Origin of the sequence: Massilia sp. WG5 (assembly GCF_001412595.2) — a bacterium.
GTDB lineage: Bacteria > Pseudomonadota > Gammaproteobacteria > Burkholderiales > Burkholderiaceae_D > Telluria.
Genome location: NZ_CP012641.2, coordinates 131,672 through 156,248 on the forward strand (window position 1 = coordinate 131,672; position 24,577 = coordinate 156,248).

At 61.6% G+C, this 24,577-nt stretch carries 22 protein-coding genes and 1 pseudogene; 13 read left to right on the forward strand and 10 right to left on the reverse strand.

All coding sequences use genetic code 11. The features are described 5' to 3' along the window. Positions 1-6: 6 nt before the first annotated feature. The 9 genes from AM586_RS27555 to AM586_RS27595 form a co-directional block, all read right to left on the reverse strand. On the reverse strand, positions 7-534 hold the full coding sequence (locus AM586_RS27555) for a hypothetical protein (RefSeq protein ID WP_047824874.1): 528 nt from the start codon (positions 532-534) through the stop codon (positions 7-9). Further along, positions 531-1,220, reverse strand: a complete 690-nt coding sequence (locus AM586_RS27560; RefSeq protein WP_047824875.1) for a DsbC family protein — start codon at positions 1,218-1,220, stop codon at positions 531-533. Before AM586_RS27560 ends, AM586_RS27555 begins: the two co-directional genes overlap by 4 nt. A gap of 8 nt (positions 1,221-1,228) precedes the next feature. Continuing rightward, a complete protein-coding gene (locus AM586_RS27565; protein ID WP_047824876.1) occupies positions 1,229-1,843 on the reverse strand; it encodes a hypothetical protein in 615 nt (204 codons plus the stop codon). Between the two features lie 9 nt (positions 1,844-1,852). Further along, positions 1,853-2,182, reverse strand: coding sequence for a hypothetical protein (locus tag AM586_RS28520; protein ID WP_156328190.1), 330 nt, complete (start codon positions 2,180-2,182; stop codon positions 1,853-1,855). Between the two features lie 301 nt (positions 2,183-2,483). Beyond that, complete coding sequence (locus AM586_RS27575) at positions 2,484-4,013, reverse strand: HAMP domain-containing sensor histidine kinase (RefSeq protein ID WP_082439905.1); 1,530 nt, start codon at positions 4,011-4,013, stop codon at positions 2,484-2,486. 4 nt (positions 4,014-4,017) lie between these two features. After that, positions 4,018-4,950 carry a hypothetical protein gene (locus AM586_RS27580; RefSeq protein ID WP_156328191.1) on the reverse strand — a complete coding sequence of 311 codons (933 nt, stop codon included), beginning with the start codon at positions 4,948-4,950 and terminating at the stop codon, positions 4,018-4,020. Positions 4,951-5,010: 60 nt separating this feature from the next. Continuing rightward, the gene (locus AM586_RS27585; RefSeq protein ID WP_162600620.1) at positions 5,011-7,143 is read right to left on the reverse strand and encodes a TonB-dependent siderophore receptor; all 2,133 of its coding nucleotides are present in this window, start codon (positions 7,141-7,143) and stop codon (positions 5,011-5,013) included. Positions 7,144-7,147: 4 nt separating this feature from the next. Then, positions 7,148-8,029 (reverse strand): CPBP family intramembrane glutamic endopeptidase, encoded by an 882-nt coding sequence (locus AM586_RS27590; protein WP_060567189.1) that lies wholly within the window; start codon positions 8,027-8,029, stop codon positions 7,148-7,150. A 7-nt stretch (positions 8,030-8,036) separates the two neighbouring features. After that, entirely contained in the window at positions 8,037-8,687 is a 651-nt protein-coding gene (locus AM586_RS27595) for a response regulator (RefSeq protein WP_373887934.1), read from the reverse strand. A gap of 276 nt (positions 8,688-8,963) precedes the next feature. Between AM586_RS27595 and AM586_RS27600 the strand changes: the two genes are divergently transcribed. From AM586_RS27600 to AM586_RS27655, 13 genes and pseudogenes are all read left to right on the forward strand, one after another. Then, the gene (locus AM586_RS27600; protein ID WP_047824881.1) at positions 8,964-9,389 is read left to right on the forward strand and encodes a hypothetical protein; all 426 of its coding nucleotides are present in this window, start codon (positions 8,964-8,966) and stop codon (positions 9,387-9,389) included. Between the two features lie 12 nt (positions 9,390-9,401). Then, positions 9,402-10,217 (forward strand): ParA family protein, encoded by an 816-nt coding sequence (locus tag AM586_RS27605; protein ID WP_052233907.1) that lies wholly within the window; start codon positions 9,402-9,404, stop codon positions 10,215-10,217. A 10-nt stretch (positions 10,218-10,227) separates the two neighbouring features. Then, on the forward strand, positions 10,228-11,520 hold the full coding sequence (locus tag AM586_RS27610; RefSeq protein ID WP_047824882.1) for a ParB/RepB/Spo0J family partition protein: 1,293 nt from the start codon (positions 10,228-10,230) through the stop codon (positions 11,518-11,520). A gap of 48 nt (positions 11,521-11,568) precedes the next feature. Further along, entirely contained in the window at positions 11,569-11,940 is a 372-nt protein-coding gene (locus tag AM586_RS27615; RefSeq protein WP_047824883.1) for a TrfB-related DNA-binding protein, read from the forward strand. 668 nt (positions 11,941-12,608) lie between these two features. After that, positions 12,609-12,983 (forward strand): hypothetical protein, encoded by a 375-nt coding sequence (locus AM586_RS27620; protein WP_156328192.1) that lies wholly within the window; start codon positions 12,609-12,611, stop codon positions 12,981-12,983. A 12-nt stretch (positions 12,984-12,995) separates the two neighbouring features. Continuing rightward, positions 12,996-14,111 carry a hypothetical protein gene (locus AM586_RS27625; RefSeq protein WP_047824885.1) on the forward strand — a complete coding sequence of 372 codons (1,116 nt, stop codon included), beginning with the start codon at positions 12,996-12,998 and terminating at the stop codon, positions 14,109-14,111. 1,469 nt (positions 14,112-15,580) lie between these two features. Beyond that, positions 15,581-17,644, forward strand: a pseudogene (locus tag AM586_RS27630) (DNA cytosine methyltransferase). Positions 17,645-17,736: 92 nt separating this feature from the next. Further along, positions 17,737-17,895 carry a hypothetical protein gene (locus tag AM586_RS28525; protein ID WP_156328193.1) on the forward strand — a complete coding sequence of 53 codons (159 nt, stop codon included), beginning with the start codon at positions 17,737-17,739 and terminating at the stop codon, positions 17,893-17,895. Between the two features lie 345 nt (positions 17,896-18,240). Further along, positions 18,241-19,047, forward strand: a complete 807-nt coding sequence (locus AM586_RS27635) for a hypothetical protein (RefSeq protein WP_047824886.1) — start codon at positions 18,241-18,243, stop codon at positions 19,045-19,047. 972 nt (positions 19,048-20,019) lie between these two features. Then, entirely contained in the window at positions 20,020-21,375 is a 1,356-nt protein-coding gene (locus AM586_RS27640; protein ID WP_052233910.1) for a DUF3560 domain-containing protein, read from the forward strand. Between the two features lie 130 nt (positions 21,376-21,505). Next, on the forward strand, positions 21,506-22,276 hold the full coding sequence (locus AM586_RS27645; RefSeq protein WP_197416436.1) for a phosphoadenosine phosphosulfate reductase: 771 nt from the start codon (positions 21,506-21,508) through the stop codon (positions 22,274-22,276). 138 nt (positions 22,277-22,414) lie between these two features. After that, positions 22,415-22,798 (forward strand): hypothetical protein, encoded by a 384-nt coding sequence (locus tag AM586_RS27650; protein WP_052233912.1) that lies wholly within the window; start codon positions 22,415-22,417, stop codon positions 22,796-22,798. Positions 22,799-22,813: 15 nt separating this feature from the next. Beyond that, positions 22,814-23,047, forward strand: a complete 234-nt coding sequence (locus tag AM586_RS27655) for a hypothetical protein (RefSeq protein WP_047824887.1) — start codon at positions 22,814-22,816, stop codon at positions 23,045-23,047. 732 nt (positions 23,048-23,779) lie between these two features. Here AM586_RS27655 and AM586_RS27660 read toward each other — a convergent pair. Further along, positions 23,780-24,505 (reverse strand): phosphoribosyltransferase, encoded by a 726-nt coding sequence (locus AM586_RS27660; protein WP_156328194.1) that lies wholly within the window; start codon positions 24,503-24,505, stop codon positions 23,780-23,782. Positions 24,506-24,577: the final 72 nt, after the last annotated feature.

Sequence of the window (24,577 nt, forward strand, 5' to 3'; positions counted from 1 at the left end):
ACCTCCTTATGCTTGTTGACACACGAGCGCCGTGCGGGCACCGTGCATGAGTTGTTCCTGGCGGGCCAGCGCCGACTCGATGTTCGCCAGGTTATTCTTCTTCGCGGCGGCCATCAGCATCTCAGCGCGAAGCATCAGCGTCATCGCACGGGCGACCAGATCGGCGCGCTGCTGCGGGCCAAGGTCGTGGGGCTGCGCCTGCAGGTTCATCCCGCGCCCTGCATTCGCCAGCTCGAGCGCCATCTGGGCATACGAGCCTGCTTTCCCGGCGAACGGATCCGAGATTCCGAGCGACAGCAACAGGTCGGTCTCACGCCGCAGGCTGATCGCCGCACGGTTGACGCCGTCGGCGTTGCGGTTGATCACCTCGTGCATCTGGTCGTTGAGCGATCCCAGCGCAGTGGCCAGCAGCGCGTGGTCGCGCGGTTCCGCGACGTCGTCGAAGCTCGACGCCACGAGCGCCAGGTTGACCGGCTGCGGCGGCGGCACCGGATCGGCGCGCTTCAGGAAGGGGAACCAGGACAGGAGCTTCATTTCTTCGCCAGCGCCGCGAGACGCGCTTCGATAGCCGATGCCGGCACTGCGCCGGGGACGACCGAGCCATCCTCGAAGACAATGGCCGGGGTACCAAGGACGCGATATTTCGCCGCGAGTGCGGCGTTGCGTACGAGCGGATTGCTACATGCCTTCTCGGCCGGCTTCACTCCGCGCAGCAGGTAGCCGTTCCACGCGGCCGACCGGTCGCTCGCGCACCAGATATTCTCGGCGATCGTTGCCGCGTTTGGATGCAGGCCGGTCAGCGGCAACGGCAGGACGAAGACCGACACGTTCTCAAGCTTGCCCAGTTCGCCCTGCAGTTGCCGGCAGTACGGGCAATCCGGGTCAGAGAAAACGAAGATCCTGCGCGTGCCGTTGCCCATCTTGATGGCATCAGACTCGCGTAGGTCCGACAGGTCGAACTTCGGTCGATTGGCCTCGCGCAGGGTGTTCGTCAGCGAGCGGTTCGCCTTCAGGTCGACCACGTCGCCGTTAATCAGGATCGACAGGTCGTCGTTGATGTAAATGATTTCGTTGCCGCGCACGATCGAATAGAAATTCCCGAACGCCTTCTTGACCACGGCATCCTTGGTCTGGGGGTATTTCGTGTGCAGGTCCTGCAGGAAGTCCGCGTGCGCTTGTGCGCAGCAGGCCAGGGAAAGAGCGAGTATCAATTTGCGCATGGCATTCCTCAGTAGGCGACCTTGACGTCGATGCCTGTCGCGCCTTGCGGCCGGGTCAGTTCCAGCGTTACGTCGGCAGTGGTAAAGGGAAGGGAAGGGTGGGCATACGCGTCGCGGCGGATCAGCTGATCAGCGCCGCCGACCCCGTGCCAGTGAATGGCAAGCCCGGGGTAGTCGTTGTCATTTCCGGGACGGTTATGCAAGCGGAAGCTGACTTTCACAACCCCCGCATCGTTCGCCGTCGCGCTAAAGTCGGAGATCGAAACATCCTCGGGCTTTGGCGGCGGCGCCTTGCGGACCGCAACCGCGGGCAGAACCGGCGTATTCGACGCCGCCACAGGTGCCTGCGATGGCCGTTTCACGAAAAACGCGGCAGCAACTAGCAAGAGCACGCCGCCACCCAACGCGACCCGCATTTCACGGCGGATTTCGAGCGACCACCGCTTCTTGCCTGCGGCAGGCGAACCTGCAGCGTCAGCCACAGGCGACAGGCCTTCGTCGTGCAACACCGCGTCACGGAACTTGTAGACGTCGGTGCCGCATGTCGGGCATGGCAGACTGACCTGCTCCCCCGAGAAAGTCAGTGCGGATTGGTGCCCGGCCGAGCAGCGAAAAGTCGACATACACATCCTCTACGAATAGTTGTTCAGCACGACCGCGATGTACGCGGCGCAGACAGGAATAAGCGATATGGACGGCCATAGCATCCGGTCGAAGCCACTGACGACGCGGTAGTACAGCGCGAGGATCAGGAGCGCCGAGGCCTTGAACACGAAGACGCCAGGGCCAAAGCCGATATGCGCGATCGCCCAGAGAATCATCGGATTGGTTTCAGACCGGCCGGTGTCGGCCGCTCGGAGACTGCTGTGCAGGTCAAGTACCTGGAGGAATGCCAACGCAACGCAAAGGAATGCCAGCAGTCGGCGTTCAGAACGTTGAAGGGTAGGATCGGGCGTTTTCAAGGTTTCCTCGGAAGACCAACGGGTTAGCAGTCCGACGAGGGAAAGTTTAATTTTGATTGGCTAAAAAATCAATCAAAATTAAGGAAATGAGTATTTTTTTATCAAACGGAGCGTAGCCAGGAAGTGAAGTCCTGCGCCCTGGAGGGAAACACGATTGCAAATTGTGGGAAATGCGTTAGCAACGATGTTGCAATTCTATAGTAGCAACCAAGGCAATTTCAATCAGGATATTAGAATAAAATACACATTTTTTTGCATATTGTTATTCATCATTTAACATCTTGTTCCTCCAGCCAATTTCCTAATCCTTTGTTGAAGTGTTGGTGTTCAACGGCAACTCGATTTCGATGTGGGTGCCCGCGCCCTGCCCGGTTTTGATCCGCAGCGTGCCGCCAAACGCGTAGACCCGCTCCTTCATGCCGATCAGCCCAATGCCTTCCTGCACGCCGTCGGGTTCGAACCCAATGCCGTCGTCGATCACGCCCAGTCGCAGCATCCGCGCGTCCTCGCTGATCCGCACTTTCGCCATGACGACGACGTCCTTGGCCTGAGCATGCTTGACCACGTTGGACACGCATTCCTGAATCAGGCGATAAGCGGCGATCGCGAGCGCACCTTCCACCTGGCTGAAGTCGCCAGCGTGATTAAAGGTGAAGGACGGCGCCCCAGGAGCCGATTCATAGGTCTGCAACATCTCTTCCACTGCCCCCTCGAGCCCGAGCATATCCAGCACTTCCGGCCGGAGGCGACGGACGATCTTGCGTGCGCTCGTATAGAGCTGCGCCGAGATGCGGTCGATCGTTTCCGCACTTTCCTTGATGACGGCAGTTTCATGGCTCGCGGGAAGCGCGCTCGCCATGTCCAGGATCCGTCTGGAGCTATAGCGAGCACCCAGCAAGGTTGCATTCAGTTCATCGTGGATTTCGACCGCGATACTCTTGCGCTCGTCCTCGACGGCGGAGTCCACCTTCTGAATCAGCCTACGCTTCTCGGCGTCAGCCTTGAGCGCCTCATTCCGAGACGCCTCCAGATCCTGCGTGCGTGCCAGCACCTTGCCCTCGAGGTTGCGCTTCGCTTCGTCGAGACTGCGGGACATGTCGTTGATGGCGTCCAGCAGTTCGCCCATCTCGCCGCCGTCGTCGACGTCGAGCTGTACGGAATAGTCGCCGCCGCGGACATCCCGCAGCGCCCGGATCGCCGTGTTCATCGGCCTGTGAAGCGCTTTGCCGAGCAGGGTAGCCACCCAGACGCTCAGAGGCACCGCGAAGACCAGGAGAAGCATCTGCAACAGCAGACGCCGCTTTTGCTTGGCGATGGCCGGCTCTTCGGAGAGCAACACATGCACCTCGCCGATCACCTCAGTGGTCTCGACCCGCTCGCGGTCCTCGCCCGAGAAATGAGGAAGCTCGTCGCTGCCGAAGTCGTCGACTGGTAGCGTACGCCGAAACACCCGGGCGTCGAAGCGGCCGCCACCAGCCTGTCGGCCATCCTTCGCCTGTATCGACAGGCGTGGTTTGCGTCCGCTGTCGACCACATCGATCCGGTAGATCCATTTGTCGGCCGCGACAAGGCTGCGCACGGTACGCTCCAGGTCCTTCAGATTGCCTGAGGTAAGGCCGTACTCGCTGTTTTCGGCAATCGCCGCCGCGAGGATCTCGCCATGTTCCCGCAGATCGCTGCGCACCTCGTAGGGACCGTTATACCAAAGGTAGACCAGCTCGAAGATCGCCATCACCATCAGCGGAATGGTGGCCATGAGGCTGAGCCGCCAGCTGATCGTCCGGTTCTTCCAGGCCGATGTCCACACGCGTCGTCGAATCGATGAAATCATGGCGTCACCGCTTGTCGGGGCTGTTTGCGAAGTGGCGCGCGGTCTCGTCGACCACCAGGTTCAGCGAGCGCGCAACGTCTTCATTGATCAGGGTTCGGAAATACTTCGGGAACTGCGGCTCGGGCAAACGGCCGGTGCTTTCGTAGTCACTCACCAGTTCCTCCAGCTGGGCGTTGATCTCCTCGACCTCGGAATACGTCGTCGCAAGCGCGCCCGCGCGCACCAGCGCCGCCGAGAAGCCGATGACCGCCTGGCCGTTGCGGTAGGTTGTGAGCAGGACCGTGCGGAGGTTGTCGCTGTTGTAGACCAGGCTGTCCGGGATGGCCAGAATCGCCGGCGACTCGACGGAGCGACTCAGGATCCGGCTGACGGAGTCGTCGAGTTCGTACTTCTCGACTGTAAGGGGAATCTTCGTCGCGGACGCCGCGCGCTGCAGCGACGGCTCCAGAAAGGCGGTGCGTCCGCCGAGGACGACCGTGGTGCGTACCGGCCGCTTGAACAGCAGGTTCACGAGCCGCAGCTGCGCGGCGGGTGCCGGTTCTGCATAGATCGCCGTGGATGGCGGCCGACGCGCACCGGCTGACTCAAGGATCGAGTGATAAACCTGGCTCGAGGTGAAGACCGATATGACCGGCCCCTCGATATTCTCGGCCATCACAGCGCGCAGGGCGGCTGGACCGACAGCAATGACCAGGGCTTTTCGCGTGGCCGGACTCATGGCGTCGCCGACCTGCGCGCGCGGGAAGCGCCGGCGCAGGTCGGCGACAACCTTTCGGGTCGATTCGCCGTCGTCGGACACGGCGATCACCAGCTCGCGGCGGTCGCGCGGCGCCGCCCGTACGACACGAGATTGCGCGACCATCCACAGCGCGGCACCTGCGGCGCGTGTCAGCCACCAGCGGCGGGACCGACTGGGATCTTTGGTGGAAGAACTCATGCGTGTAGCGCTCGGCGGAAAACACTACACCGCATGGTCAGTGCCGACCGACCAGCCGGATCAGTAGCTTACGCGAATCGACGCCGCGTAACGGGTGGCATCGGAATAACCGTTCACGACGGTGCGATCGATGTCGTACACCGATGTCGTCAGTCGGTCACTCAAGTGGCTCACCGTGAGCACCGGCGTCAGCGTCGCCCGTGCGATCCTGAAAGTCTTCGACACGGTAAGGTCCTGGCGACCGTAACGGCTTTGACCGTTCGGCGCCGCACCGGCCCAGTACAGCGACAAACCTGCGCGCCATCCGCTGTCGAAGGAACGGGCCACGCCGAGAAGCGCACTGTTCTTCGAGTACTGCGTCTGCTCCTGCGGATCGTTGCTGCGATTGTTTAAGCGCGTATAGCCGGCGTGCACGCTCCACCCGGTTGTAATGTCAAGGTCTGCCTGGATCTCGGCACCGCGCAGGCGCGCTTCCCCGTGATTGGTCGGGGAGAATGAATCGAGGGTCAGCCGTTCCGAGATCAGGTTCGTTAGGTGGTCGTCAAAGAGCTTCGCGTCCACCATCAGGCCATATTGCGGGAAATTGCCGCTGTAGCCGATCTCGCGCGACAACATCTTCTCGGCGTCGAGGTTCCCTCTTGCCAGAGCGCTTTGCGCGAAGTAGGCCGATCCGGACGACGTCACGGGCGGCGTCATGTTCGTCGTGAGGTAGGACCAGTTTGCGCGCTGCTCGATAATGTCCGGCATGCGGTCGGCGCGCGATACCACGAAGCGCACCGTATTGTTGGCGTCCAGGTGTTTGTTGAGCGCGACGCGTGGGGAAAAAGGGGATCCGGTCAGATCGTCCTTCTGGTAGAACCCGCCGGCGTTGACGCTCATGGTCTCGAATGGGCGATACTCGACGTTCGCGAATGCGCGCCAGGTCGTGTTGCCGACGGTTCCCCCAAGGTAGGTCGCGCTGGCGGCCTGGTCGCGACGCAGGCCGAGGCCGCTGACGACGCGCAGCGCATTCGAGAAGACGTAGGTGTGCTGCAGCTCGATGTCACGCCGACGCTCGCTATAGTCGTTGTTGGTGTTGCCGCACGTAGTCTGCAGGGCCGCGGCGCCGCGCAAACGGATCGCGATGAGCGCCTGCAGCAAAAGCGCATTGTCCTGCGCAGAGTCGCCGCTGGGCTGGCCGCCCGCGATGATGGTGCGCACGTAATCCGGATTGGCGCGCCACAGCGCCCCGAGTTCGGGGAGGAACGCGAACGCCGGAATGCATTCGGTCCAGCCTTCGCGGTTCTTGTGCTCGGACTGGTACGCCTGCACCCTGAACTCCTGGTTCGCGGATACGGTATGGCGCCAGGTCAGGCTAAGGTCGCGCTCCCTGAGACCGACGTCGGGATACGTTACCTGGTACTGGTCGGCGACGACTTGTTGCTGCTTGCTGTTCACCAGCGAGAACTGCAGGTCGACCTGATCCTGCGCCGTCAATTCGGTGGTCGACCGCCAGTTAAAGCGGTCGGTCCTGATCCCGTCGTGGTCCGGGAACGCTCCGGAGTTGCCGAAACTGGTGACGCGATCGAATCCCTTGTTCTCCGTATGCTCGGCCGAGAGCCGCAGACGCGTAGCGCCGATCGAGCCGGCATAGCGCGCATAGCCCTCGCCAAGATCGCGCGAGCCGGCGGTCGCCCGCACCGCGGCGCCGTCCACCGCCTGAGGGTCCTTGGTGATGATGTTCACGACAGCTTCCATCGAGTTCGGACCATAGGACGCACTGTTCGGCCCACGCGTCACCTCGATCCGCTGGATGTCGTCGATCGAAACCGGCAGCGCGGCCCAGTCGACGCGAGCGAACGCCGAACGGTAGGCGGACACCCCGTCGATCAAGACGTTCAGGCGCCGCGGCGAGTAAATGTTGGTTCCGTGATAGTTGATGCGGTAGTCGCTGTTTGTCAGCTGCGTGACCTCCATGCCCGGAACCAGACGCAGCGCTTCAGGAACCGACCGGATTCCGTACTTATCGAGCATATCGGCCGTGATGACGGTGACGCTGCCGGGTACGTCCGCTAACGACTGTTTCAGGCGTGTCGGCGTCAACACGACCGACACGTCATCGGAAAGTGGATCGTCGTTGGTTCTTGCAAGCGAAGGACTGTTGGCGAGCAACGCGAGCGCACCAACGGCGAGGAGGCGAGGGGTTCCGTTCATGAGGTTAGCTTGACAAGTTGGGATAGGTGAAAGCGACGAAGTGGACCGCATTGAGCGCGAAGTGCGTGAGGATTGCGCCTTCGAGACGCCTCGAGACGAGGTAAGCCGCCCCGTAGTGCAGCCCAGCGACCGTCGCCAGAACCATCAGCATCGGGCCGCCCTTGACATGGGCGATCCCGAACAGGACCGCCGAGACGACTGCCGAGAACACCGTGCCGAACCGCCAGCTCGACGTCAGCCGTGCAATGCCGGCGAGCGTGAAACCGCGGAAGAACGCCTCTTCCGTCACGCAGGTGAACAGCAGGTTCGAGGTCAGGAAAAAAGCCGAATAAGGAGTCCATTTCAAGTCCGGGCGGACGTAGTTGAGGAGCATGCCAATCCCGAGCACGACGACAACCGTCAGCGCCGTTACCGACCATACCCGTCGGAGCATCTGGGCCCACTCGCTCGGGTTTCGTAGCCGCTGGCAAAATACGCCGGCGAGGATCACGCCGACCGCTGCCATGTCGAAGTTGGCACGTATGCTGTAGGCGGCCGCGTCTGTGGAAAAATGGACCTGGTCGACCAGCGTAGGATTGACGAACCCGGGAAAACGGTGCGCGGCGAACATGAATGGTGCGACCCAGGTCGCCAGCAGCAACGGCACACGCAGCCAGGGTAGTGAGGCCTCACGGCCCGCGATCGCGAGCATCGCATAGAGTGCAAGCCAGCACGGCGCCTGCCAGGTCAGGAAGCCCGTCGCCATGCCAGCCAGGCACGCCAGGGCCAGGATGGGCGCCCACAGCCAGGTTCGGCAGCCGCGAATCTCCGGTGCTGGCGACCAGAGCGCCAGGACTGCCGCGGCCAGAGTCCCGAATGTCAGTATGAAGTCCCAGCTGAACGACATCGAGGCTTCACAAATCAATGAGATGGTGTTTCGCCGCCAGCATGGTCAGTTCGGCAGGGCGGGAAATGCCGAGCTTCTCCTTGATGGTCATGCTGGCGTTCGAAACAGTCTTCGGCGAGAGCTTCTGGTCCTCGGCGATTTCCGCGATGGTCATTCCCTTGGCCATGAGCTTAGCGATTTCAAGCTCCCGCTCGGTCAACGACGAAAACGGCGTACGCTCCCCGCGCACCTGGAGCTTCGCCATGCGATCAGCGATACGCGGCTGGAAATACAGCTTCCCGTCCCGGGCGTGTTGCACGGCGTCGGCCAGCTCGGTCTCTTCGCAATCCTTGTTCACGAACGCCAGGGCGCCGACGTCGTAGGTCCGCTTGATGAGTGTGTTTTGGTCGAACTGGCTGCAGAACACAATGCGTGCATTCGGATCCGCCCTCAGCAGGTCGGCCGCGACATCGAAACCGGTCATTTTTTCGCCGAAGCGCATGTCAAGCAACACGACGTCCGGCTTGGTCTGCTGGTACAGCGGAACGACCTCCTCAGCACTCTTCGCCTGCCCGATCACCGTGATACCGCGCTTTTCCAGGGCGGTAGCAATGCCGGTCCGGACAATCTGGTGATCGTCTGCGAGTAATACCGTCGTCCGCGTGGGCTCGTTCTTCAAGTGCATCCCCGATATGGCGTGGCGTCTGGTTTGCCGATCGATAGCAATTTCATTGCCACTGTTCTGTTACACGAATTCTAACACTCGGCACTATTGGCTCAAAGCTAATAATGAGCCTTGTTGCTTTCGCCAAAGCATCTTCATGTCACATCTATTGACGTTAAATAGATTTAGTCGTAACATAGCGTCAGCTCGTCGGGCCATGCGTGAGCAGACGCACCCCACTTTCGCGCGCGAAAGTACGGCCGAGCTCTAACCATCATCCAGGAGATTCTCATGAAAACCGATCTGTATTCGCGCATGTTTTCCCGCTTCGAAGACCTGATTCCAGATCTTCCGAACATCTCGGCTTGCGGCGCCGCCTTCTACGCTCCGCCTAAAACGCCGGCAGACTTGGCCTTGTTCTGCAGCGTCTCGTCCTGCGAAGGAGACATGCTCGAGCTTGAGCTCATGAAGGACGAAGTTGCACACGGCATCGAACAGCGGACCCAGTGGATGAAGTTCAAGCTGGATCGCAAAGCGCGCACTGCATGCCTGATCGCATGCCAGACCGAGTCCGGACAAGAATCTATCCAATATGAAACTATTTACCCACAATCCCGACGCCTTCCGTTAAACTCGTTCGCTGTCAATTGGCTAGGGATCCTGGTGAACCTGCAGTTCGCCTTCCGGAGCGTCGTTCCTGCCGTGTCGTTTAACTGAAGAGAGCGTCTCATGATGATGAAAAGCGTAACTTTTGCCAATCAAAAAGGCGGTATCGGTAAAACGACCACGTCCAGGCACCAGTTTTGGCACTTTGTTGAAAAGGGCAAGCGAACCCTCGGGATCGACCTGGACATCCAAGGCAACTTCACGCGAACGATGCTGAACATGGCAGCAGCGAACGGGATCAAGTTGCCCGAGGATGACTTTGGACGGCCGGCGCTGCCCAAAGACGCGTTGGTGGCTTCTGGCCTGTTCACGCCCAATAACGTGGCACAACCGCTGCAGGTGGGAGAAAACGCGTTCCTCATCGGCGCCGACGCCGGTATGTTGGACGTCGAGCGTGCGGATCTGGACGCGGTAGTAGCGACAGGCCAGGAGCGTTTTGCCGCGCTCGCCAACGACTACGATGTTGCAATCATCGACACGGGACCGTCGGTATCAGGCCTGCTGGTCGTCGCGTTGTCCGTCTCGGATTTCGCAGTCTCGCCTTGTAAGCCTGATCGCGACGCCGTCGAGGGACTGATGGGCTTCTTCACCAATGTACGCCGCGTCGCCGAGCGCGGGACCAACCCGCGCCTGGCTTCGCTCGGCGTGCTTCCTAACCAAATCGACAAAAAACGAGCATTCCACCGTACTACGCTGCAGGAAATGCGCGAAACCTGGGGCGATGGCGTCTTGCCGGTAGAACTTTACGAACGCGCGGCCATCGATGTCGCGAAAGACCGTCCGGTGTGGCGCACCGAAGCCGGTACTATGAGCCGCAGTGTCGCGGCCAAGGAAATGATGGCAGTTTGTGCCTGCATCGCAAATCGCATGGGCTTGTAAGAGGTAACCAATGGCCAAATCGAATATGAATCTGAAGGCTTTTGCCGGTGTCGTGCAAAGTGCCACGCAAAGGGGTGATCAGGAAATCCCTGTCGACTTGATCGACATAAATCCGCAGGTGCGTACCCAGTTCAACCCGGTGAAACAAGCGTCGATCAACGCGTCCATTGCGGCCCAGGGCATCAATCAGTCACTTGTCCTGCACGCGAAGCCGGACGGCCGGTACGACCTCATTGCCGGCGAATACCGCATCCGCGGCGCCTACGCGAACGAACTGAAAACGGTACCGGCCCGGGTCAAGCACAATTTGTCAGCGTGGGAAATCCGCCGCATCCAGGTTTCGGAAAACATGGAACGCGAGGACATCACTGCGTTCGACGAAGCGATGGGTGTTGCCGAGGACGTCGAAAAGTATGGTTTCGAAGTCGCCCAGCAGATCTGGAATCGCTCGGAAGGCTGGATCAGCAAGCGCACCGCTGTGCTGAAGTACGCGGAGCCAGTCCGGAAGCTGCTGCAAGACGGCGTCTCGAACGACCTCGAGGTGGCGCACAGCCTCAACCAGCTCCACCAGCTGGACGAACAGGAATATGCCCGGCTCGAGAAGAGCCTCCGCGACGGCGTTCCCCTGTCCCGCGACGAAGTGCGGGGGAAGGTCAAGCTGGTGAAGGAGTGGAAGGACGAAGAGAAGCAACGCAACGACCGCAGGAAGGCCCTCAGCAACACGCCGGCGAAAGAGAAGACGGGTCCGCGCCAGACCCAAGCCGCCAAGGCCGGGCCCGCTCCCGCCGCGCCGGCCCGGGAGACTGGAGCCATGGCGCATGCTGGAAGTGGTCGCGCTACGTTGACTACCACCCCGGCTACTGCTGGCGAAACGCTTCCCTCCAAGACCGGCCAGGCGCACGACCACCAAGTCGCGCAACGGACACAGCCGGATGAAGGGCCTCGCATCACCAATGAACAGGCGCTGGTCCTCGACCAAATGGTCGCCCTGTTCCAAAACAGCGTCGCCAACCATGGTCTGCTGAAGGACGTGCAGACCGAGCTCAGCGAACTTGGCGCCGACATGAACCAGACCGAATGGGCGATGTGGAGCCTGTTTCAAACGATCGCCCTGCCGGTTCTCGCCGCCCTGGGAGAAACCCGAGCCCAGCGCTACCTGCAGCGGACGATCACCGAGCTGCGGACCGCGAAACCGCAAGAACTTTGGGACAAGCTGCATCCTGCAGCCGATTCAAAGGGATCCGACGACTGGACAGCGACGCGCACGCCGGTGGCGCCAATGCCGAAGGACTGGCGTTTCTGACTTACACGCCGCTTCGGCGGCGCTTTTTCCCTCGACTAGGGTTAGAACATGAGATTGAAGCGATTGACTCTCCAAGACTTCGACCGCCTGGCTGACGGCACGCGACTGAAGGAACGCGCCAAGCAGCTTGCGCGCGAAGTGCTCGTTGAAGGCGGCACGCCAACCGGGGTGGCCGCCCGCCATGGCATGACGCCTCAACGAGTCAGTCTGGCCGTGGGCGTCATCGAAAAGGCGTACTTCGAGGATCGTGAGGGAGGTTTCGGATGGGTGTCGCTCGACATGGATCTACCTGAAAAACTCGCGCTGCAGCTCGACGAGCTGGTCAAGGCGCTCAAAGAGTCGAAGAACGAATCGCAGGTGGAACAAGTCACCGAGCTCCTCGTGAACGCGGTCGCCAAGGCAAAGACTCAGCTGGGCTAACCCACAAAGTGAAACGCCCAGCGAGCAGGCCGGGCGTTTCGGTACCATCATCACCAAGAAGCCGAAGCCCCCGGAGATGGGGCGATCATAGCAGATCTCCCTCAGGCGCGTAAGCCTCCAGTGACTTGCCAGCCTCGATCCACCGCACTGCGCACATCGGCTTTCGTCCCAATCCATGCGATTCCGCCAACGGATCCGCCGGGTTGGCGTAGCGGTAGCGCCCTACCCTGCCCTTGCGTTCCGCGCGGCCGAGCAGATCCGCCAGAGGCACGCGCACCGAGTGTGCAATGGTTTCGAGTTATCGCCGCGCGTCGTCCATCACGGCCAGCTCAAGCCGCCCGATCCTGCGATCCACCTGGTCGACCCACGCACCCAGCCCGGACAACGAGTGATCATCGGAATTTGCTCCGGTGGCTCCGCTCAGTTTCCTTTCTAGAACCGTACGTTCAGGCAGCGGGCCATTCCCACGTTCGCCCGTGGATAAATCGATTGTCCACTGGGCACCCAGTGGACAATCGGCATGCCGATCCCCGATCTACCCACCGCCTCATCGTGACGTTCGGCTCCGCCCTGACGCGCTTCGCTTGCCTTGATTGTAATAATTTCCTTTCTGAAAACCAACAGCGACATTTCGCTTCATTGTTGACTTTATCACTCCATTAGATAGAATGATCCAAGATATCAATAGGGGTGATCCGATGACAGAACTCATCATGTCCAAGACGTTTCGTGAAGCAGCCGAAGCAGGCGCGTTATCAGCACCGGTGGTACTGGGCGTAGAAGGCGGCTACGTGATCGAGGCTACGTTCGGGCAGGTCCGGATGCAGCTCGCGGCGCGCAACGCGGCCGGCGAGCAGAAGCGACGCGTGTTCCCGTCGATCGGCGCGGCCGACAGCTTCCTGCAAACAAAAGCCCGCATCCGGTCTTACGGCGTCGATGCCACGCAATACCGGCCGGCCGCGGCGCCGCCTCGATATGCAAGGGTGGCGGAAAGACTTCGCCAGGCGCACGCAGCGCTTCGTCCAGCCCCGCAACCAAACTAAGCAGAGGTTTCGATGTCCGAACAAGAAGCTCCCCGCCCGGCGCCGCGCAACCGCGGCCAAGTCGTCGTACGCAAGTCCCCGACCCGACTCGTCGGAGACGACGCGTTCCAGAGCCCGCAGCTTAGTCTGTTCCAGAACTTCCTGGTGAACACCGAAGAGGAACGAGACAAGCTTTCGAACACGATTGCCCTGTGGGACAGCATTCCACGCTACAGCATCTCGCGCAACCTGCAAAACCGCATGCGCAGCGCGCATGGGACGCTCGAGATCCTGAAGCTGGGCTTCCGTCACCACCAGGTGGATTACCTGGCCACGATCACGCCGGCGCGCATCGAAATCAACGAAGGTCCCGACAAGGGGAAGACCATGGACTTCTATCCAAGCGCCTCCGAGGAACTGGTCGAGGACGCATTGCGCAAGATGGCGGCCGACCAGCAGCAGGGCTTCTTCGACAAGAAGGGATACGTCAGTGGTGTCGCCTTCTCGCTCTATCAACTGCGGGAGGAATTGGCCCGACGAGGACACGCGCGGTCGTACCGCGAAATCCAGCTGAGCCTGGAAATCCTGCACAAGACGAACATCGAAATCACGACTTCCAACGGACGCGACGAACACCTGCGCAGCAGCACGTATTTTCCTTCCATGGCGACCGCTCGCCGCAAGGATATCGAAGCGGACCCTTCTGCCCGTTGCGTAGTCCAGTTCCATCCCCTGGTCACTCGTGCCATCGACGCGCTCACTTACCGCCAGTTCAACTACCACCAGCTGATGAGCCATCGCAACCAGCTATCCAGGTGGATACACAAGCAGCTGGTAATGAAGTTCACGTTCGCCGCCCTTGGCACCGAATTCAAGATGATGTTCTCGACGATCAAACGCGATAGCGCCCTCCTGACCGGCTATAAGGAAACCCGCCAGGCCGTGGTCGCCGTGGTCGAGGCCTTCGAGGAACTTACAAAAGCCGGTCTGCTCATGAAGGTCGAAAAAGGCCACGAGGTACGCGGCGCGCGGAACAAGCTCGAAGACGTCGAGTTCGTTCTGACCCCGTCGCACACGTTCGTACGTGAAGTAAAGGCCGCAAATAAACGCCACAAGGATGCAAACGAAGAAGCTGGATCACCGGCCTGACCCGACCCGAAAACAGCACCGAATGCTCGCGTGGACAACCTCGGCGGGCGGGAGGTTTAACTGACAGGTCAGCGAAGCGCCGGGAGGTTTGGGTGACGGGATGGCCACTGCCGGTAGGTTTGGCTGACGGTTCGCGGTAGGTCTGACTGACGGATTCTCGATCAAGGCGCCCCACCGGGAGGTATGACTGACGGATCGAATTTACTTGCTCTAAATCAACGCATGTAAAAATCAATCCATATTTAGAAAATAGATCCAGCAGAAACTTTTATTGACCATGCAGAGTTTTCTAGAAGAAACTAGAAGTGAAAATGGCGACCTAGATGGACCATTTTCGATAGGAAGGTATGGCTGACGGGTCGTAAACGTACGGTAGGTATGACTGACGGGTGGGGCCGATCTGCGGGAGGTCTGGGTGACAGGTGTAGGAAGGTTTGGCTGACGGCAGCTTAATTCATGAGCAAATCAGCACACGTCCAATAGTGTCCCCATGGAGGTTTGGCTGACAGGATCGAAAAATGACAGTAGGTTTGGATGACGGGACGCGAAAAATGCAGGAGGAATGGCTGACGGGAAGGGGGTTCCGCTTCAAAAGTCGGATTTTGACGTTCTCAAATTGAACAAAATAGTCATCGTCAGGGAGGTTTGACTGACGGACAAGTCCACCTAAGTATTTGATTCCTGTGCATTATTTTCCTGTTATCCACATGGTTAACCTTTTAGTCTTTGATTTACTCTTCTACTAACCGTCTCTGCTTCCGACTTCGAGACCGTTATCCACCACGCACCGTTCCACCGCGCCCCTATCGCCCATCTCTTCGGCAGGATCGCACAACCCAGGGCTATGCCATCAAGGCACTCCTCGCCCGTTCGGTGCTCGCCTCCGGCTGCGCTCCGCATGCGGCCTCCGGGGTGTCCTTGACGTCGCCCAGGGCCGTGCGACCGTGCCTACGAGGCGATAGGTACACGGTGTCACTACAGGATCCCTCCGTGCACCACTGTTTCCCTGGCTGCTCACATGCGCAGACAACACCGTCAGGGCCTGTTCCGGCCCCGACACCCGACCCGAGGCTTCCAGGTGCCGGTATCAAGTGAATCACGATGTCAGGTATACCTCCCTATGATCCCTCGTACCGTACTCCAGCAACCCGTACCCACAAACCGTTCGGCATGCCAGCGAGCTCTCTAACGGTTTCAACTTTCGCACGCGAAAGTAACCGGCAGCTGCTTCAGGTACGGACAACATTGCTAACGATTTCCTGCACTCGCAGAGTCGCGAAACTTTCAAGAAAACGAGCCAGCACGCGTTGCCACACAAGGCGTAGAAGTCCGTTCTTTTAACTATTTCGTATCAATAGTTTCGTGTATAATGGTACTTATCGGCGGAACTTCTTTCCGCCGATCGGCCCGCCAGTGTGAGCAGACGCTGGCGACGCCTGACAACCTACCATCATCACGGAGAAACGCATATGAACGGATCGACGATTCACGCATCACGCTTGCTGTCCCCATCGCGCGGCGCCCTGGTCAAGGACATCACCCACTTTCATTTTTGCTGCGGTATCGGCGGGGCAGCGAAGGGGTTCAACAAGGCCAGCCCGCGTGTCGGAGCATTCTCGGCGCGCTTCCGTTGCCTTGGCGGCGTCGATGTTTCGCGGTCCGCAATCCTGGACTTCGATCGCCAGGCGGGCGTCCGCGGCACCGTCATGGACTTATTTACCCGCGAACAGTACGCCGCCTTCCACGACAAGGAACCGCCGGCCGGATGGCGTGAAGCAGGGCCGGAGGACATTCGGCGCGCCGCCGGCAACGAGCGCCCGAATATCGTCTTCATCAGCAGCCCCTGCAAGGGCGCTTCCGGCCTGCTGTCCGAGAAAATGAGCCAGACCGCCAAGTACCAGGCGCTGAACTCGCTCACGCTGCGTTGCGTATGGCTCATGTGCGAAGCCTGGGCCGACGACGCGGTCGACCTCATCGTGTTCTAGAACGTCCCACGCTTGGCGACGCGCGGCCGCCACCTGCTCGACCAGATCAACCAGTTGCTGCAGCGCTACGGCTACGCAGTCGCGGAAACCACACATGATTGCGGCGAGCTGGGCGGATTGGCACAAAGCCGCAAGCGTTTCTTGCTCGTCGCCCGCCACACGGAAAAGGTCCCGGCGTTCCTCTACGAGCCCGAGCAAAAGCGCTTGCGCGGCGTCGGAGAGATCCTCGGCCGCATGCCGTTCCCGGGCGACGCCGCCGGCGGCCCGATGCATCGCATCCCGAGGTTGCAGTTCAAGACATGGGTCCGGCTGGCCTTCGTCGAGGCGGGCAGCGACTGGCGCAGCCTGAACCGTCTGGCGGTCGAGAACGGGCACCTGCGCGATTACCTGCTGGTTCCCGAAATGCACCGCGGTGTCCTGGGCGTGAACGAGTGGTCCAAGCCGATCGGCACCGTAACCAGCCGCGGCATGCCGATGAACGGTAACTTCGCCGTCGCGGATCCGCGCCACATCGGGCCCGATAAGCACAGCAACGAGCTGCGCGTCGGAGACTGGACCGACCCATCCCGCGTGGTGTCCAGCGCGCACGGTACTCGACAATGCGTCGCTGATCCGCGGTATCACAATGACGGCGACTATGGCCAGCTAGGCGTACGCGGCTGGGACCAGGCGACCGGAGCCATCACGACCCAGCGGTCCCCGATCCAAGGCGGCTTTTCGGTCGCCGACCCGCGCACGGCCGGCACCGAGACGCACAAGAACGTGTTCCGGATCGTTCCCTGGGGCGGTGCCGCCGGCACGATAACGAGCGGGCATGGCCCGAGCAGCGGCGGCGGATGCGTTGCAGACCCGCGACCGCCGCAGCGCGACCTGTTCGGGAAATACGCCGTCACCCCCTGGACGAGCGCATCCGGCACAGTCATCGGCGGCGACGATTCCGGCGCCTACGCGGTGGCGGATCCAAGGTCGACCAGTAGTTTCGACGGCGCTGGGAAGTACGCGGTGACCGCGTTCGAGGAGTCGACAGGGACGGTGATCGGCGCCAGTACCACCGGTCAGGGCGCGTTCGCCGTAGCCGATCCGCGAACGTCGCTGAACCGCCAGCCCGGCGACGCCTACCTGACCGGCGGCCACTACGGCGTGGTGCCCTGGAATGCTCCCAGCGGCGCCGTCAGCGCCGCAGCCGGGCACGACAACGGACGCTGGAGCGTGGCGGATCCCCGCCTGAACCTGCTGCCTGCGCTGGACGAGAAAACGGTCGCCATCATCCGCTCGCTCGACGGCACCTGGCACCGGCCGTTCACGACACTCGAGCTGGCAGCTCTGCAAAGCCTGATCGAGCCGGAGGAATACCTGCTCCTCGACGGGATGAGCGACAGCGTATGGCGCGAGCACATCGGCAACCTGGTGCCGCCCGATGCTGCCGAGGCGATCGCCGACGTGTGCGGCACCACCTTGCTCCTGGCCTGGTCGGGCGAGACGTTTGTCTTAAGTGCTACGCCCATCTGGGTGCGCAACGTCGCTCTGGGTCTGGCGATGGCTTCCTGAAGACCGCCAGCACCGGCCCTCGCGGCCGCGGGAGGTGCGGTGCCGGAACAGCGCCTCCAGCACCGCCTGTTCGAACGCTCATTGCAGACATCATGAAGAAGAGCAATTGGAAGCTCGTCCTGTTGATGACCCTCGTGGTTGTCCTGGCGTTGATAGTCGACTACCGGATCTGGGGCGTCGACTCACCTGTAGCTTACGTCGTGTTCTACGTGATCGGTGTGCTGCGGCCTGGTCCTCTGCCGCTGTTCTGAGCCCCGGGCGCTGGCTCGGCCGGCGCCGCAAACTCGCCGCGTCTTCGATACGGCCTCGTCTCAGAATGGTTGCGCCGCGGTCGGATCGGCTGTCCTTCGAACTGCGTTGCCGAGGCCGCCTCGAGCCTTGAACCCGTCAACCCGTCTACTTTCGCGTGCGAAAGTCCGGGTGCTGGACAGGCGATGATGTCCTTGCTATTCTGCACGCAGCGTCAAAGACGGAGCCAGCGTGGCTGCCGACGGGCTGTCGGTTAAAACGTGGAATTTTGAAGTAACTCGAATACCCGCATTGAGCTTCATTGCAGATATTCAGCCCTTATTAATCTCAAGTCCACGAGGCCCACTATGCAAGTGCTGCAAAAGTATTGGCGCGACCGCGCCTTCGACATCCATCGCATCATCAAAGCGAAAGACATTCCGATTTCGCGCGGCTGGCCGGCAGAGATGTTCGGCGCCTTCCTGACCTATTTCACTCGCCAAGAACTGTTGGATTCCCATCACGGCGAAGACCTGATGGATCTGCTGCAGGATGACTACAATCCCAAGCCGTACGTGATCCTCGATGACGACCTGGGCGTCAAACGCATCGCCAACATGCTGCGCATGCCGACCAGCGAGGCGGCCAAACTGGCGCCACTGTTCCTAGAGGCGTTCGAGAAGCTCGCGCCCGGCCAGGTCTTCCGCGACGAAAACGCGTTCGTCGACCATATCGTGGAGCCCCGAATCCTGGCGGCCCTGCGCGGGTCGAGCGAGGTCCTCAGCGCGTTCTCGGCGATGGAAGCCGACCATATCCGCTTCGACCCCGACACCTGGGAGGATACCGACGAGCTGTACCAAGGCCTCCCCCGCGGCGTGCCGATGGACCGCGAAGATCTCGTCGAACTGCGCAAACTGCGCGACGACAAGAACGACACCTGGACCTACCGCCAGATGTTCCAGATGCATCCCGCCGACGCAGCAGGCAACGTGCTGAACCACAAGTTCGCGACCTGGTGCACGGTCCAGGTCGAATTCGCAAAGCTCGATCGCGCCATCCTCGCGGCCGGCGAGTACAACGCCAACGTCTACGGCGGTGTTGCGCGCGCCTGGTCCGGTGGCGGCCCGTTTGAGAATATCGCGAAGCCCGACACGTATATCTCGATCGTGTTCTGATCGAGCGATGCGAAACCCTGCCGATACTGGCAGGGTTTTTTTTCGTGCGTACGGGGCGAACATTCCTGGGCGTGATCCGTCAGTCATACCTCCCGGTCTTGTTGCTGCTGAGCGGCGTCGTGCAGGCCGGACGTCTCCCTGCGCGACCGGGCTGTCGTGCTGCGCATCGAGCCCGCCGCGCGGTCTCGCCCCTCCGGGCTTCCATCCCTGACGCCTCCGCGCCTGGCGGCGCTGCGCGCTGCGCTTGCCGTCATGATCAATGCGGCGACCAGGTGCTGCGCGTGGCCGCGCGAGTTGCCGGGCTGGCTGGCTTGGCCAGAGGCTCACGCCTGGGTGAAGTCAGCACTTTCGCGCGCGAAAGTGAAGGGGAGGCAGGCAACCTCCGACTTCGATGCCGCTGCGGACCGGCGCCGTGACACCGCGTACCTATCGCCCATCTCTCCGGCAGGATCGCACGCCGGCGGGCTATGCCGTCAAGGCACTCCTCGCCCGTTCGGTGCTCGCCTTCGGCTGCGCTCCGCATGCGGCCTGCGGGGTGTCCATGACGGCGCGCGCCGGCGAGCGACCGTGCCTCCGAGGCGATAGGTACACGGTGTCACTCTGGGGCGGGCCTGTCCTGCGCTGGGTTCTTGGCTGATCGAGCGAGCAATCAACACCGTCAGGGCCTGTTCCGGCCCCGACACCCGGCCCGAGGTCTCCAGGTTCCGGTATCTCAGCGCTTCGCGCAAGACCAAGCGCGCAACAATAAACTATTGTCTGTCAATAGTTCGTTAGTTATAATGATCTTATTCGAAAGGAGCTCACCACATGGAGGATGCACGTATGGCTGCGACGCCTGAACTGCCCGCCGGATGCGGCGGATAAAACCTTTCCTGGCGAGCTGAACCGCTCGCCTTTTTCGCCCGCCGGCGTGAGCAGACGCCGGCGACCAGCACACCTGTAAAACCACCATCATCACCAGGAGCCGACATCATGCATGATCTCACCGCCACGTATTCACCCGAGGACAACAAACTGCGCTTGTACGCCAGTGCCAAGCTGGACGACGACACCTATGCGCGTGTAAAGGCCGCAGGCTTCAAGTGGGCGCCGCAACAGAAACTGTTCGTCGCACCGATGTGGACGCCCGCCCGCCATGATCTGTTGGTCGAGTTGTGCGGCGAGGTCGGCGACGAGGACACGAGCCTGGTCGATCGTGCCGAGCAGCGCGCGGAGCGGTTCGAAGACCGCAGCGAGAATCACGCGGCCGGAGCCCAGCGCGCGCACGATGCAGCCAAGGCTATCGCCGACAATATCCCTTTCGGTCAACCCATCCTCGTCGGCCACCACAGCGAACGCCGTGCGCGCAAGGATGTCGAGCGCATCCAGAACGGTTTCCGCAAATGGGTGAATATGTGGGAGAGCTCGCAGTATTGGCGCGAACGTGCCGCCGGCGCGCTCGCAAACGCCAAGTACAAGGAGCGCCCGGATGTACGCGCGCGTCGCATCAAGACGATCGAAGCGGACCGGCGCAAGCAGCAGCGCACGCTGGACGAGGCGATCCAGTGGCTCGGCTACTGGTGCAAGGAAGGGCTCTCCGAGAAGGAGGCGATCGCGATAGCAAGCCACTGCCAGCTGTACCTGCCGCGCAAAGACGGCGATCGTGAAGACGTGACCACCGGCCCAAGTGCCTATACCGCCCTCACGAAGGCATCCCCGACGCTGTACGCCGAACGCACTCTGGCCGAGGTGATCGAGGCCGCCCAGAAGCATTATCCCCGGGTGATCGCGTGGGCGACGCGCTGGATCGACCATTACGAAAACCGCCTCGCGTACGAGCGCGCCATGCTGGACGCTCAGGGCGGCCTGGTGGCCGAGCAGGTGGACTTGCAGCCGGGCGGGCGCGTCCTGGTGCGCGGTGAGTGGCTGACTATCATGCGCGTCAACAAGCGCGACGGCAAGACCACCAGCGTGACCACGAATTGCCGTTATGTCCCCGTGCGCACACTCGACGAAATCAAGGAATACCAGGCGCCCACTGCCGAGGCCGCAGCAGCAGCTGCCGCGGCGACGGCCATCCCTCCGGCCGCAAACTACCCGCGGGAGGACTTCGTGCAGCTCACCAAGGCCGAATACGCGGATATGCCGAGCGACTACAGGGGCTTTAAGGCCGTTCCCGCCGACGACATCCACGGCGCGCACCGCGTGAAGTACGTCTTCGGTTCTTTCCTGACGGCGGCTCAGCGCCGTAACGGGCCGGCCCACCAGAGCTACCTCGTATTCATCACGGACGACAAGCGCAAGGATCCGCCGCCGGCGGCGATCGCGGAGCCAGCCCTGCAGCAGTAACCGGAGCGGCGCGGTCATGAGTGCGATTTTGCCAGCGCGAGGTCGCGCCGAACTATGCGCGCCACATCTCCCGGCGCCGTCGCTGGAACACCCAGCGCGGTCGCCGCTCGTGGTCTCGTATGGCGCCGGCGTGGACAGCACCGCCATGCTGGTCGCCATGTGGCGGCGGGGGATCCGGCCCGACCTCATCCTGTTCGCCGACACCGGCGCCGAGAAGCCCGAAACCTATGCCTATCTGCCCATCATCAACGCTTGGCTGGCCGCGGTTGGCTTCCCGCTCGTCACTGTCGTGCGTTACCGTCCAAAACGCGCCCCATACCGGAACCTGGAAGGGAAGTGCTTGGCGAACGAGACCCTGCCGTCGCTGGCCTTCGGCAAGCACTCGTGCAGTCTCGTCTTCAAGGTTGAACCGCAAAACCGTTTCGTGCAAGGCTGGGATCCGGCGCGCCTGGCATGGGACGCCGGGCTGCGCGTCGTCAAGGCCATCGGCTATGACAGCGGGGAGCAGGACTGCCGCCGACGGCGGAAGGCCGACACTGCCAGCGCGAAGAAAGTGCGGGAGGGGCACGTCGACGCGACACGCTACGCCTACTGGTACCCGCTCCAGGAGTGGGGCATCGACCGCGTCGAATGCCTGCGCCTGATTGCCCTGGCCGGGCTGCCCGTCCCCGTCAAGAGTGCCTGCTTCTTTTGTCCGGCGTCTCGTAAGTCCGAGGTGGTGTGGCTGCGCGATACCCATCCCGTTCTGTTTCGACGTGCGCTGCGCATCGAGAGGAACGCTCGTGACGGGAAGCATGGGCTAAGCAGCGTCGCGGGCTTGGGCCGCTCGTTCGCGTGGGAGTCGTTGCAACATGTGCCGGCCGGCGCCGTGGTCGACCAGGTCGAGTGTCTACGCCCGTGACGCGTTCCCGGATATCAACGTGTCCGCGCGCGCCTCGCGGATACGCCCCCACAGTACTCAAGAAAAGCAGTTTAACTATTGCGAAACAATAGATTTTATGTTAAGCTATCTCTGTACCGTGACCAGTTCGGAGTTGAAATGAACGTGCTTACTTACCCTGAAGGCGCCATACCGGATGATCTGTTGGTCGATTTTTACGACCGCTTGTCTGGTCGCGACGACGCTCCATTGTTGCTGAAAAGCTGGAAGACGCCGAGTGACGTTTACGCTTGGATGGAGACGCTGTACTTGAAGAAGGGAGGGACCGATAGCGTATTCAACGCATGGAGCGTTCGCCTCATGGCCGAGGATCTGGACGCCCTGGAAGAGGCCGTGCGGACCGACAATCTGACCGGGCTCCCGGGCGTGACTTTTTGCGAACCCCATGACGCCGTGCAGCAGGACGCCGAAGCCATCGCCTTTATCGCGGTGGCCCGCCAGGCGCTGGCCGATCGCCTGATCGTATTTTTCTACGCGTTTTGAACAGAGGAGAACATCATGCTCGTTACCGACGTACGCCCCGGGGAAACCGATCTTCTGCTGGGACACGATACCAAACCGCTCGAAGTGTGCAGTCTCGACGGCCGGGTCTTGGACACCGTTCCCGTTGCGGCGCGCTGGACCCATTCCACCTTGCTCGCCGCGGTAGGCGCGAGGCGGCGCCTGATCGAGGACGCCGGCGGCGCGGACTTTTACCTGGGCGAACAATTTATCGGCAGCACCGAGGTTTGAATGACGTGACACCTGACCTGGCCACCTGGGCAGGTCACATTGTCCTGGCGTGTCGATCGCCGTGATCTCCGCCGGCGGGGGCGGAGCGTCGGCACCCGCTCTTGGGCTTTGCCCGCCGCGGAGGCATCCCGAGAAAGCGGCGGCTGCGCCGCCCGCTCTCCGAGCCGACCGACCCGCCACAAGCCGCATGCCCCCTCTGCCGCGAGCACCCGCGCGAGGTTTCGCGTGGCGACGTCCTACAGCAGCTGCACGCGGGCTGTCGGTGCTGCGCGGCGATCGCCAGCGTCACCTCGACGTTTCTCCCGGGCGTCTCCCTACGGGACCGGGCTCTCGTGCTGCGCATCGAGCCCGCTGCGCGGTCTCGCCCCTTCGGGCTTCCATCCCTGACGCCTTCGCGCCTGGCGGCGCTGCGCGCTGCGCTTGCCCTCCCGGTCGACCAGGTCGACCGTCCGCGCGGCTTGGGCCGCTTGGCTGTTACTGTCGCTTTCGTTGGCACAAATGAAAAACCCCCGGTCTCGCGACCAGGGGTTTGGAATAGTGGTGGAGGATCGCTCCTCCGGTGAAACATCAACAATCCGAGGATTGAGGGATTAGCCGCTGCCTAATCTGCCACTACCTGCCCTTTACGAGCCGACCATGACGGGTGCGTACGCGGGTCTCATCTGGATTTAGAGAGCGGGGAGACTCACTCACACTCTGTACTGAAAATGGTACATCAAGTCGTGACAACAGTCAAACCCGCGAGAACAAGCAGGCGGCGTCGACCTGGGCGCCCGGCACTGCGGCCTGAATCTGCCGCTGCGCCGCGAGCAGCGTGGTCCCGGTTGACAGCAGATCGTCGGCGAGCAAGAAGCGGGTGCAGCCGGCAGGCAGCAACTCCGCCTGGATCGTGATCGGCGGAAAGTGCTCGCGATAGCCGGTCGGGATGTCTTTCAGCGAGAAGTCCCCATCTTCCTTTCCCAGTCGTTTTGCGACGCTGCGCTTATCGGGTGACGGCAAATCGCTCTGCTCGAGCAGCTCTCTGGCGCGCGCTTTCGAGATCTTGCTGAACAACCCTTCCTGCACGGGACACCTGTACCGGTCCGCCAGGCGCTGGCCGAATTGCCGACTGATCGCGTGTCCGGACGGCATAGGGACGACCAGATCGTAATCGCCCGACTGGTCGACCATGTCCTCGAGAATGGCGTCGAAATGCAGCATTAGCCGCCGGATCGCACCAAACGAGGTCCGCAGACCATCTTTGCCCTTCAAGGCGTACAGCAGGTGGCAGTTGTCGCCTTTGCGGTCGCGACCCATGCTCCGCGGGGCCTTGTGCCTTTGGAAGGATGAATACACGGTGAGCTCTTGTTGGCCCAGCGCTACCTGCTGGACTACCGGGTTGCCGTGACGACCAGTGTTGAGCAGCTGGTTATGGCTGTGGTCGACGTCGACCAGGTCGCCAATGATGTTAAGCCCCATCGGAATATGTTCTGGGTGAAAGGGAGGGATTCTACCGGGCTGGACAAGAAAAACAAGGAAAGGCAAGGGTTG

Bases quoted from the DNA above. Each gene is read 5' to 3' on its own strand.
- AM586_RS27620 (WP_156328192.1), top strand. From the start codon at position 12,609: ATGATCCAAGATATCAATAGGGGTGATCCGATGACAGAACTCATCATG.
- AM586_RS27555 (WP_047824874.1), bottom strand. From the start codon at position 534: ATGAAGCTCCTGTCCTGGTTCCCCTTCCTGAAGCGCGCCGATCCGGTG.
- AM586_RS27560 (WP_047824875.1), bottom strand. From the start codon at position 1,220: ATGCGCAAATTGATACTCGCTCTTTCCCTGGCCTGCTGCGCACAAGCG.
- AM586_RS27610 (WP_047824882.1), top strand. From the start codon at position 10,228: ATGGCCAAATCGAATATGAATCTGAAGGCTTTTGCCGGTGTCGTGCAA.
- AM586_RS27565 (WP_047824876.1), bottom strand. From the start codon at position 1,843: ATGTCGACTTTTCGCTGCTCGGCCGGGCACCAATCCGCACTGACTTTC.
- AM586_RS27635 (WP_047824886.1), top strand. From the start codon at position 18,241: ATGCAAGTGCTGCAAAAGTATTGGCGCGACCGCGCCTTCGACATCCAT.
- AM586_RS28525 (WP_156328193.1), top strand. From the start codon at position 17,737: ATGAAGAAGAGCAATTGGAAGCTCGTCCTGTTGATGACCCTCGTGGTT.
- AM586_RS27575 (WP_082439905.1), bottom strand. From the start codon at position 4,013: ATGATTTCATCGATTCGACGACGCGTGTGGACATCGGCCTGGAAGAAC.
- AM586_RS27580 (WP_156328191.1), bottom strand. From the start codon at position 4,950: ATGAGTTCTTCCACCAAAGATCCCAGTCGGTCCCGCCGCTGGTGGCTG.
- AM586_RS27655 (WP_047824887.1), top strand. From the start codon at position 22,814: ATGCTCGTTACCGACGTACGCCCCGGGGAAACCGATCTTCTGCTGGGA.
- AM586_RS27640 (WP_052233910.1), top strand. From the start codon at position 20,020: ATGCATGATCTCACCGCCACGTATTCACCCGAGGACAACAAACTGCGC.
- AM586_RS27590 (WP_060567189.1), bottom strand. From the start codon at position 8,029: ATGTCGTTCAGCTGGGACTTCATACTGACATTCGGGACTCTGGCCGCG.
- AM586_RS27625 (WP_047824885.1), top strand. From the start codon at position 12,996: ATGTCCGAACAAGAAGCTCCCCGCCCGGCGCCGCGCAACCGCGGCCAA.
- AM586_RS27585 (WP_162600620.1), bottom strand. From the start codon at position 7,143: ATGAACGGAACCCCTCGCCTCCTCGCCGTTGGTGCGCTCGCGTTGCTC.
- AM586_RS27650 (WP_052233912.1), top strand. From the start codon at position 22,415: ATGAACGTGCTTACTTACCCTGAAGGCGCCATACCGGATGATCTGTTG.
- AM586_RS27660 (WP_156328194.1), bottom strand. From the start codon at position 24,505: ATGGGGCTTAACATCATTGGCGACCTGGTCGACGTCGACCACAGCCAT.
- AM586_RS27615 (WP_047824883.1), top strand. From the start codon at position 11,569: ATGAGATTGAAGCGATTGACTCTCCAAGACTTCGACCGCCTGGCTGAC.
- AM586_RS27605 (WP_052233907.1), top strand. From the start codon at position 9,402: ATGATGATGAAAAGCGTAACTTTTGCCAATCAAAAAGGCGGTATCGGT.
- AM586_RS27600 (WP_047824881.1), top strand. From the start codon at position 8,964: ATGAAAACCGATCTGTATTCGCGCATGTTTTCCCGCTTCGAAGACCTG.